This window comes from Synechococcus sp. (assembly GCF_982614295.1).
In genome coordinates this window covers 10264-19009 of the sequence record NZ_CEXBMR010000036.1, presented here as the reverse complement: position 1 = coordinate 19009, position 8746 = coordinate 10264, and the positions used below count along the sequence as shown (strand labels likewise).

At 52.8% G+C, this 8746-nt stretch carries 10 protein-coding genes; 6 read left to right on the top strand and 4 right to left on the bottom strand.

The annotated features are described in order from the left end of the window. Positions 1-79: 79 nt before the first annotated feature. Positions 80-877 carry a helix-turn-helix domain-containing protein gene (locus AC2JC8_RS07200; protein WP_484594430.1) on the top strand — a complete coding sequence of 266 codons (798 nt, stop codon included), beginning with the start codon at positions 80-82 and terminating at the stop codon, positions 875-877. Here AC2JC8_RS07200 and AC2JC8_RS07195 read toward each other — a convergent pair. Then, positions 861-2501: a Ppx/GppA phosphatase family protein gene (locus tag AC2JC8_RS07195; protein ID WP_484401060.1), complete on the bottom strand. Its 1641-nt coding sequence runs from the start codon at positions 2499-2501 to the stop codon at positions 861-863. The genes AC2JC8_RS07200 and AC2JC8_RS07195 overlap by 17 nt on opposite strands. Before the next feature lie 16 nt (positions 2502-2517). Here AC2JC8_RS07195 and AC2JC8_RS07190 point away from each other — a divergent pair, with 16 nt between their 5' ends. Together AC2JC8_RS07190 and AC2JC8_RS07185 are read left to right on the top strand one after the other, a co-directional pair. Then, positions 2518-3402 (top strand): 4-hydroxybenzoate polyprenyltransferase, encoded by an 885-nt coding sequence (locus tag AC2JC8_RS07190; protein WP_484401077.1) that lies wholly within the window; start codon positions 2518-2520, stop codon positions 3400-3402. Positions 3403-3404: 2 nt separating this feature from the next. Beyond that, positions 3405-4253: a S66 peptidase family protein gene (locus AC2JC8_RS07185; RefSeq protein WP_484401062.1), complete on the top strand. Its 849-nt coding sequence runs from the start codon at positions 3405-3407 to the stop codon at positions 4251-4253. On the opposite strand, the gene ispD is transcribed toward AC2JC8_RS07185, so the two are convergent. Further along, entirely contained in the window at positions 4233-4919 is a 687-nt protein-coding gene (gene ispD / locus AC2JC8_RS07180; RefSeq protein WP_484401078.1) for a 2-C-methyl-D-erythritol 4-phosphate cytidylyltransferase, read from the bottom strand. The genes AC2JC8_RS07185 and ispD overlap by 21 nt on opposite strands. Before the next feature lie 64 nt (positions 4920-4983). On the opposite strand from ispD, the gene AC2JC8_RS07175 reads away from it, so the two are divergent. From AC2JC8_RS07175 to fabG, 3 genes are read left to right on the top strand one after another with little or no spacing between them, the layout of a single operon-like run. Then, positions 4984-5727, top strand: coding sequence for a glycosyltransferase family 9 protein (locus AC2JC8_RS07175; RefSeq protein WP_484594429.1), 744 nt, complete (start codon positions 4984-4986; stop codon positions 5725-5727). Between the two features lie 5 nt (positions 5728-5732). Continuing rightward, on the top strand, positions 5733-6797 hold the full coding sequence (locus AC2JC8_RS07170; protein WP_484401064.1) for a potassium channel family protein: 1065 nt from the start codon (positions 5733-5735) through the stop codon (positions 6795-6797). 36 nt (positions 6798-6833) lie between these two features. After that, positions 6834-7589 (top strand): 3-oxoacyl-[acyl-carrier-protein] reductase, encoded by a 756-nt coding sequence (gene fabG, locus AC2JC8_RS07165; RefSeq protein WP_484401065.1) that lies wholly within the window; start codon positions 6834-6836, stop codon positions 7587-7589. 202 nt (positions 7590-7791) lie between these two features. On the opposite strand, the gene AC2JC8_RS07160 is transcribed toward fabG, so the two are convergent. Then, entirely contained in the window at positions 7792-8493 is a 702-nt protein-coding gene (locus AC2JC8_RS07160) for an N-acetylmannosamine-6-phosphate 2-epimerase (protein ID WP_484401067.1), read from the bottom strand. 6 nt (positions 8494-8499) lie between these two features. Then, the coding region (locus tag AC2JC8_RS07155) for a hypothetical protein (protein ID WP_484594428.1) at positions 8500-8746 on the bottom strand (247 nt) is incomplete at its 5' end.

Here is an 8746-nt window from a genome sequence, read left to right as displayed (position 1 = left end):
TATTTAAATTATTTTATATTCTTATCATTTATCTAATTTTGTTGACAATTTACGATTTTGCGTCAAAGTTTAGCTTGATTTGAGCGCTTGCTTGCACGCCCCTGAACTGCCAACCGAACCCGGCGGCCTAGCTGCTTTTGGATCGCGTTTGCGTGGCGCGCGCTTGGCTAAGAACCTGAATGTAGAAGATTTGGCTGCAAAGCTTTGCATGCGCCCTGAGCAGATTGCAGCTTTAGAAGCTGGCGATCGCCAGCAATGGCCTGAAGACGCTTTTGCTATTGCGCAGGTGCGCAGGCTTGCAACCAGCCTTGGCCTTGAGGCCGATCTTCTCGTAAGCGAATTGCGGATTTTGTTGCAGCAAGTGCCAGATGTAATGCCCAGCGCGGCTGCCATTGCTGTGATGGGGGCCTCTAGCAAACGAACCATTAACACGCCAAACAGGGAAGAAGGCACGAAGAATTGGATCAATCCTTCCACTAAATCCAAAAGTAAAATAAGTGCTCTTCCTTTTGCTTGGCTTGCCGGTTTTGCTGTATTGATTGGGCTTGGAAGCATTGGATTCAATCAGCTAAGCGGTAAAAAACAACCAATTAAAATTCAAGCAAGAGTTCAAAAAATACCTACCCCAGCCCCAACAAACAAGAATCTGCGTTTGATTGCAAATCAAACTGCGTGGCTAGCAGTGCGTGAGTTGGATGGCAAAAAACTTATTTTTGAAGGCAAATTCAAAGGTACAAGAGTTTTTGCCTTGGGCAAAGGTCTTGAGGTGCGCTCAGGCAGGCCCGATCTAGTGCAAGTGCAGTTTGGTGCTGCAGCTGCTAAACCTTTGGGTCGAATTGAAGTTATTGAATGGGTGAAATTTATGCCGCCCCGCTAATTAATCCACAACTTAGGCTGTAGCCGCCGCTATCGGTAAATGCAGCCGCACAACTTTCCAAACTCCAAAGTTCCAAACTGAGATCTTCTGTGGTGTTGCAAGGTTGCAGTTTTAAATTAAAATTGCCTCCAATACAACTGGCTTCAAAAGCTGCAATTACCGCCTCCGGCCTGCGATTCATGGCTGCGGCAAGGCGCAGCAATAAAGAAAGTGTTTCCACAATCCGCCTTTGATCGCGATCCAATAGCAACCAGCTTTCATGGCGTTTTTTGGGCAGGCTGCGGCGATGATACCTAGCTAGAGAAGCAATTAACAATTGCTCACTTTGAGAATATCCAAGGAGTTCGCCATTATTTATCAAATACCACGAATGCTTGTGATAACCACTGGTGTTTATGTGCAGCCCGCAATTGTGCAGCATTGCCGCCGCCCACAAAAGCTCGCGCTGCTGCTCAGAAAAATCATGAAAACTGCCTTTTGTTTGATCAAAAAGCGTTATTGCATTTGCAGCTACCCGTTCAACACGACCCCCATCAACCCCAAATTTGCGTGCTTGATGCCACACCGTGCGTTCACGAATTTCACTTTGGTAAGCGAAACGATCAACAATCAAGCCATGGCGCAGCATCCAATCAACGATCAAGCCCTCCCTTAAAGCTCGATCACTCACCTCAAATTGTTTTGCTCCAAGCAAAGCCATCGCCGTTTGCAACACCAGTAATCCGGGCACAAGAATTTCGGCGCGCCTTTCATTAATGCCGGTTAGTTCTTTGCGTTGCAGGGGCGTGAGCGGCAAAATCCGCTCCACCAGGCCATCTAATTCGGTTTTGCTCACAACTTTGCCGTGCAAACGGGCTGAATTGCGAGCTGATTCAGCTTCCAGCAGCGCCGCCACTGCCATTGCTGTGCCACTGGTGGCAACCATCACAGGCGTTTCACCCGGATTCAAACGACGCAGCACTTTGTCTACCGATGGTTCTAAGGAGCCCTGGATAAAAGCCCTAAGAAAATCAACCCGCTCCCGATCTAGCGGTTCTCGTTTCACAAAATCCCGCTGCAAGCGCACAGCCCCCACCCGGGCGCTGGTAAGTGCACGGGCTTCTTTGGCATCCGCTAAAACCAATTCGGTTGAACCGCCGCCGATATCAAGAATTAGGTGGGGGCTATCGCTGAAATCCTTGCCAGAAAGAACCCCTAAATAAATTAGGCGCGCTTCTTCTGTGCCACTAATCACTTCAAGATTTAGGCCCAGCGATTCCCTTAATTCGGCAAGAAAGGCAAGGCCATTAGGTGCCTCTCGCATGGCACTCGTGGCCACGCCAACAATTTCTTCCACGCCATGGCTGCGGGCTAGTTCGCGGCAATGGCGCAGAGCAAGCCGGGTGCGCTCCATTGCTGCAACCGTTAGTTCTCCGCTATCAACGTCCCGTTCCCCCAGTCTGGTGGTGGATTTTTCTGCCACCAACACCGAAAAACTGCACAGCAGGGGGTCTACCTCCGCTATCACTAGGTGGGTGGAATTAGTGCCTAGATCAATGGCTGCCACCCGCCGCATCCCGTTCAGCACAGCTGTGTTTTGTGCTGTCAATTCAGGATCCCCTAGAGCCGTGGCACACTCTCGCATCGCAGCACTGCTCACAGTGGCTTCACCCCCTAAAAAGCGCACCTGGCCCGCCTGGCTGGAATTGCTGCGTTGGCAAAAGCCAAGCGGACGCTTGATTTTGTTATTGCCAGCCGGCTGGAGTTTTTGGCTGGAGCAGCCTCAGCCCAATGCACTACTGCTTTTACTTGTGATGTTTGGCGGCCTTGCTGTAAGCGGAGCGGGATGCATCGCCAACGATCTTTGGGATCGCAAGATTGATGCCCAGGTGGCACGCACCCGCAGCAGGCCATTGGCAAGGGGCGCTTTAGATACAAATTTTGCGCTCTCTTTACTACTGATTTGCCTTGCTATCGCCCTTGCAGTGGTGCTTGCCCTGCCGAATCGCCTGCTATGCCTTTGCTTGGCCGTGATCAGCCTGCCTTTGGTGCTGATTTATCCCTCCGCGAAGCGATGGTTTGGTTTCCCCCAATTGCTTTTGGCCTTTTGTTGGGGTTTTGCTGTGCTGATCCCCTGGGCCGCCGCGCGGGGCAGCCTTAGCGGTGGCTGGCCCCTTTGGGGCTGCTGGGGCGCCACTATTTTCTGGACATTTGGCTTTGACACGGTTTATGCGCTGGCCGATCGCCCCGATGATCAAAGGCTTGGCGTGCGCAGCAGTGCCCTTAGCCTCGGCTCCCATGTGGTGCCAGTGGTGGGGTTTTGTTATGCCGCTACCTGGTTGCTGCTGCTTGGAGCGGGGCTTGCTGCAGGGCTCGGGGCGGGTTTTATTGCACTAGCTCTTGTAGCAGCGGTGGGTTTTGCTAGGGAATGGTTGTTATTGCGCCGCGATGAAGCAATGGGATCTCTACAAAGTGGCAAACATTTTCAACGGCAGGTGCTGCTGGGGGCCCTACTGCTTTTTGCCCTGATCATCGGCAGATATTAATAATGAAGGCTCGCATCGTTGCCCCCAGTTCAAAACTTGGTGAATTAAATAATTTGCAAACGGGCCTTGAGCTGCTTGCTAGCTGGGGCATTCGCTTAGAGCTGCCCCAAATTAGTGATCGCAGTTGGGGATACCTAGCTGGCAGCGATCAAGAAAGACTGGCGGATTTTGATGGCAGCGCTGATCTATGGGCTTGCGCCCGAGGCGGATGGGGGGCAGCGCGTCTATTAGAACTGAATTGGCAGCCGCCTCAAGGCCTACTGCTGGGCTTCTCAGACATTACGAGCTTGCTTTGGGCAATGCAGCTGAAGCGCTTTTCCGGCATAAATCAAGGCGCCCTCCAAGGCGCCCTCCATGGCCCCCTCGTAACAACCCTGGCGGCTGAACCAACCTGGAGCCAAGAACGGCTGCGGCGGCTGCTGCTTGGCGACGCTGTTCCAGCGCTTCAAGGGATCCCATGGGGTGGGGGCATTGCTGAAGGTCCGTTGCTGGTGGCAAACCTCACTGTTGCCACCCACCTGCTCGGCACCCCGTGGTGTCCGGATCTAGCAGGGGCTGTGTTGATCCTCGAAGACGTAGGGGAAGCTCCGTACCGCATAGATCGCATGCTCACCCATTGGCGACTTTGCGGAGCCCTCCAAAAATTAGCCGCAATCGGTTTTGGAAGTTTTAGTGATTGCGGTGAAGGTGATGCTGCAGAGCAGGTGCTGCAAGAACGCACCGCCAACCTCGGCATACCGCGCTTGACGGGCTTACCTGTGGGCCACGGCAGCGGCAATGCCGTGTTGCCCCTGGGGAAAATCGCCCGCCTTGATGGCGATAAAGGAGTGCTAAGCCTGGCGCCTTTTTAGTAAGGCTGAAGCCAACTCCAAATCCAAGGGGGTGGTGATTTTTAAATTTGCACTACTGGCCTCCAGCACCCGCACCGGCAGGCCCAAGCGTTCAAAAAGCGCTGCATCGTCTGTTACTTGCCAACCTTCGGCAGCAGCCCTTTGATGGGCGGCTCTAAGGGCCGGCAAGGCAAAGCCCTGGGGGGTTTGAGCCCCCCAAAGCTGTGAACGCTCTGGGGTATTACGGATATACCCCTCGCTATCAACCTGCTTAATCGTGTCTGTTACTGGCACTGCCGCAATTAAGGCCTCTCCGCTTTGCTGTAAAGCCAAGGCACAACGATTAAAAAGGTCTGGTTCCACCAGGCAACGGGCCCCGTCGTGAATAAGCACGTAAGCCGCTTCCTTTGGTAATGCGGCAAGGCCCAAGGCAACAGATGCCTGGCGCGTGCTGCCCCCTTGCACCCATTCCACCGGTTTTAAAGGCTTCAGGCTGGCCAGAATCATGTGGATCTCCTGGCGATCTTGCTCTTGGCCAACCACTGCAAGCCAGGTAATTTGTTCACTTTGCAAGGCCGCTTCCAAGGTCCAGGCCAGTAAGGGCCTGCCTTCTAGAGGTATCAGCAACTTGTTGCGATGGTGGCCCATGCGCCGGCCACTGCCAGCAGCAACGATCAGCAGGTGCAAACGTTTTGGATTCAACTCCATACAATTCGACCATCTCACTAACAGGGCTGGCTCGTTTCTGCTGATGCGTGTGTTGTTTCTGATTCCTGGCGGCGCTGAAGCTCAGCTCCAGGCCCTGCCCATGGCAGCGGCACTGGCAGAGGGGGTGTCTGCTCAACTGCAGGTGGCTTGCCCTGCAGCCATGGCACCGCTTTGGAAGTTGCTGCCAGCTGTGGAAAAGGTGTTGCCCTTTGGTTTTGATGCGAGTGTTTCCCTAGCGGATTGGACCAACCTGTTGGGTTGCGTTAGGGAGCCTGATTTTCAAGCCTGCATCAACCTTGCTTCCAGTTGGCGTTTTGATTTACTACTTGGCCTAAGCCATATCCCTGTGCGGGTTTCAAGTAAAGGCTTAGAAGCTTTTCTTACCCCTTTAGGTATTAACGCCAAACCAACTAATTACCGCCTCAAGTTGCCCCCAAAAGCCCTGGCTGATGCCCAAGCGCAATTTCCAGAAGGCAACGGTCCACTACTGCTACTAGCTCCTTCCAAAGACAACAACGATTGGCCGCAAAGCAATTGGCAAGATTTACAAAATCATGTGCAAAAACAATTACCAGAAGCGCGTATTCATCGGCTTTCAACTACAAATATCATTGAGCAAGCCGCTCAAGTAGCAAGTGCAGATGTGCTTGTGAGCAACAACCCAGCAGTAACGCTTTTAGCTGATTTAACCGGTATCACCCTGGTGGATTTAGACCATCTTCGTGGTGAACAGCCGTTGAACGCATTAACCCCAACAGCTGTTTTAAAAGCTCTTGGCATGGCTTAAAAAAAATGGCGTCTTTTCTAGGGAGGCGCCAACGGATGCAACGACGCCTAAACCCTTTTCTGAATACTCCATTGCTGCCGCTTGGAATGGTGGTGATCGGTGGTGCTTGCGGTTACCGCCTCAGTGAAGGTTGGGATTGGGGGGATTGCTTTTGGCAGGTGGCAATTACCCTTACCACCGTTGGTTATGGCGATCAAACCGTAGTAAGCCCAGCTGGCCGCTGGGTAACGGTGCTGATGTTGCTCGGCGGCATCGTTGTGGTACAGCAAACCTTGCAATGGCTGCTTAGCCTTCAGGAAAGTGGTTATTTTCAGCGACGCCGGCGCTGGCAACGGATGCAAGAACTTCAACGCATGTGCAACCACGTAATTGTTTGCGGCTACGGCCGCATCGGTCGTGAAATCGCCGCACAACTCAGCGCCGAAAATGTGGCTGTTTTAGTGATTGAAACCGATCCGGAAAGAATTGCCGAGGCCCGAAATCGCAATTTGGAAGTGCTTAATAGTGATGCCACCTTGGATGAAACATTGCAGGAAGCAGGTATTCAGCACTGCAGAGCACTTGTGGCAGCTCTACCAAGCAATGCCGCCAATCTTTATGTGGTGTTAAGCGCCCGTGGTTTATTTCCCAATTGCCGTTTGATTGCCCGAGCAGATAGCGGTGAAGCAGAACGCAAATTGAGACAGGCCGGTGCTGACGCAGTGGTTTCGCCTTACATCGCCGGCGGGCGAATCATGGCCGCCACAGCCCTACGCCCCCTTGCCCTCAATTTCCTTGATCTTTTGGCGGGTTCCAATTGCGAAGTGGAGGAATTTCAACTCAGCGATAACCCCCAATTAGCCCATGCCGTGATGGGTCGTAGCTTGATCGAGCTAGACCTTGGCAGACGCACGGGTGGGGCTTTGGTTTTAGCAATCCAGGGTTCAGATGGTTTACTTGCGAACCCCAGTGGTAACACCACCTTGAGCCTCGGCCAGCGCCTTGTGGTGATGGGTAGCCCAAAACAATTAGCAGCCCTCGAACTAATTTTGGGCTCCGCTTTACAAACCTGCAGTGCAGTGCAGGGCTAAGCGCACCCTTACGATCGCGCCAGTTTCGCTGCAACCATGAGCCAAGCCCACTCCCCCCTATTGGGCAAAATCGCGCTTGTTACAGGTGGTAGCAGAGGGATCGGCAGGGCCGTGGCACTTGAGCTAGCGGCCGCAGGTGCCACCGTCGCAATTAATTACGCCAGCTCCGCCGCTGCTGCTACTGCCGTGGTGGCAGAAATCACAGCTCAAGGGGGCAAGGCCTTTGCTTTGCAGGCAGATGTAAGCAATGAAGCAGAAGTGATCGCCCTTGTTGATGGGGTAATCGAGCGCGGCGGCAGTATTGATGTGTTGATTAATAACGCCGGCATCACGCGCGACGGGTTGCTGATGCGAATGAAAACAAGCGATTGGCAAGCGGTAATCGATCTAAATCTCACCGGTGTATTTCTTTGCACCAGAGCTGTTACGAGGCCGATGCTTAAGCAAAAAAGTGGGCGAATTGTGAATATCACCTCCGTGGTGGGCTTGATGGGAAATGCAGGCCAAGCAAATTACGCCGCAGCCAAGGCGGGGGTGATTGGTTTTACCCGCAGCACTGCGAGGGAACTTGCCAGCAGGGGGATAACCGTAAATGCCGTTGCACCAGGTTTTATCGCCACCGATATGACTAAGGATCTACAAGCAGAAGCCTTATTGGCCGCAATCCCTTTGGGGCGATATGGAGAAGCGGCTGAAGTGGCTGGAGCCGTGAGATTTTTAGCAGCCGATCCAGCCGCCGCTTACATCACGGGGCAGGTAATGCAGGTGGATGGGGGGATGTTGATGGGGTAACGTCCGCACCCAACTGCTGGCGCAATAGGCGGATCCTTTGCAGCAATTTCAAACGACGCCCCCTGGCTGTGAGGGTAAGGGTGATCCGCAAAGGTATGTATATGAGCGCCATTAGCAAGCCCAAGGCCGCCAACACCAGGAACGTCATCGGAAAATATCACTGTTATCAATTTTAATTGGCAAAATCCGAATAGGTGAATAATCAGCCTTTTATTTTTGCCACATAACTTGCCACCTGTAGATCAACGCCTGTGATAGCAGTGCCCACCACCACCGCATCAGCACCTTCAGCTAATGCACGGCTTGCCTCCGCAGCGCTCGCAATGCCGCCTTCGCAGATAAGGCCCGTAGTAGCTGGCAACTGCTGCCTTAAAGGTTTCAACAGATCCCAGGCCGGTGGCCGCTCAGCAGCGGTGGCTTCGGTGTAGCCATAAAGGGTGGTACCCACCCATTGGCAACCCAAAGCAGCTGCAATTAAGCCATTACTCAAACAATCAACATCAGCCATCAAAGGTGCCTTCAGTTCATTTTGTGCCCTTTGCACTAACGCCGCCAACTCCTGCCCCCCAGGCCGGTAGCGAGCAGTGGCATCAATTGCAATCACGTCTGCTCCAGCAGACCACACCTCTTGGATCTCTCTCCAGCCTGGGGTTATATAAACAGCACTATCTGGAAAGCTGCGTTTCCACAAGCCGATGATCAAAGCTTTAGGGCAGCGGCGGCGCACAGCACCAATATGTTCTGGGCTTTCAAGCCTTACGCCAATTGCCCCATTGCGCAAACTGGCTTCTGCCATAGCAGCAATTACATCGGGATCACGCATGGGCGAACCTTCCGGTGCCTGCACCGAAACGATCAAACTACGGGGCAGCAGTAATGGAGCCGAAAGGTTTTTTGAGCTCATGGCAGTTCAGCTAGCTTGACGCAAAGGGCCATCCCAACTGGGTAGCCAACCTCGCAGCCGCCGCGCAACTTCGCTTTTTGCTTTGATTTCAAGAGGAGGTTGCTGGGGTATCTCTACCTCACTTAATTCTTCTTGAATCAATTCTTCTTGAATGAAATCTTGTCCGATGATTTCTTCCTCAAGAATTTCTTCAGCAACTTCTGCTTGAGTAGCTTCATCTTGAATGAATTCTTCTTGAATGAATTCTTCTTGA

Excerpts from the sequence above, each read along its gene's own strand:
- AC2JC8_RS07195 (WP_484401060.1), bottom strand. The coding sequence starts at position 2,501 with ATGCGAGAGTGTGCCACGGCTCTAGGGGATCCTGAATTGACAGCACAA.
- AC2JC8_RS07185 (WP_484401062.1), top strand. The coding sequence starts at position 3,405 with ATGAAGGCTCGCATCGTTGCCCCCAGTTCAAAACTTGGTGAATTAAAT.
- AC2JC8_RS07175 (WP_484594429.1), top strand. The coding sequence starts at position 4,984 with ATGCGTGTGTTGTTTCTGATTCCTGGCGGCGCTGAAGCTCAGCTCCAG.
- AC2JC8_RS07170 (WP_484401064.1), top strand. The coding sequence starts at position 5,733 with ATGGCGTCTTTTCTAGGGAGGCGCCAACGGATGCAACGACGCCTAAAC.
- fabG (WP_484401065.1), top strand. The coding sequence starts at position 6,834 with ATGAGCCAAGCCCACTCCCCCCTATTGGGCAAAATCGCGCTTGTTACA.
- AC2JC8_RS07160 (WP_484401067.1), bottom strand. The coding sequence starts at position 8,493 with ATGAGCTCAAAAAACCTTTCGGCTCCATTACTGCTGCCCCGTAGTTTG.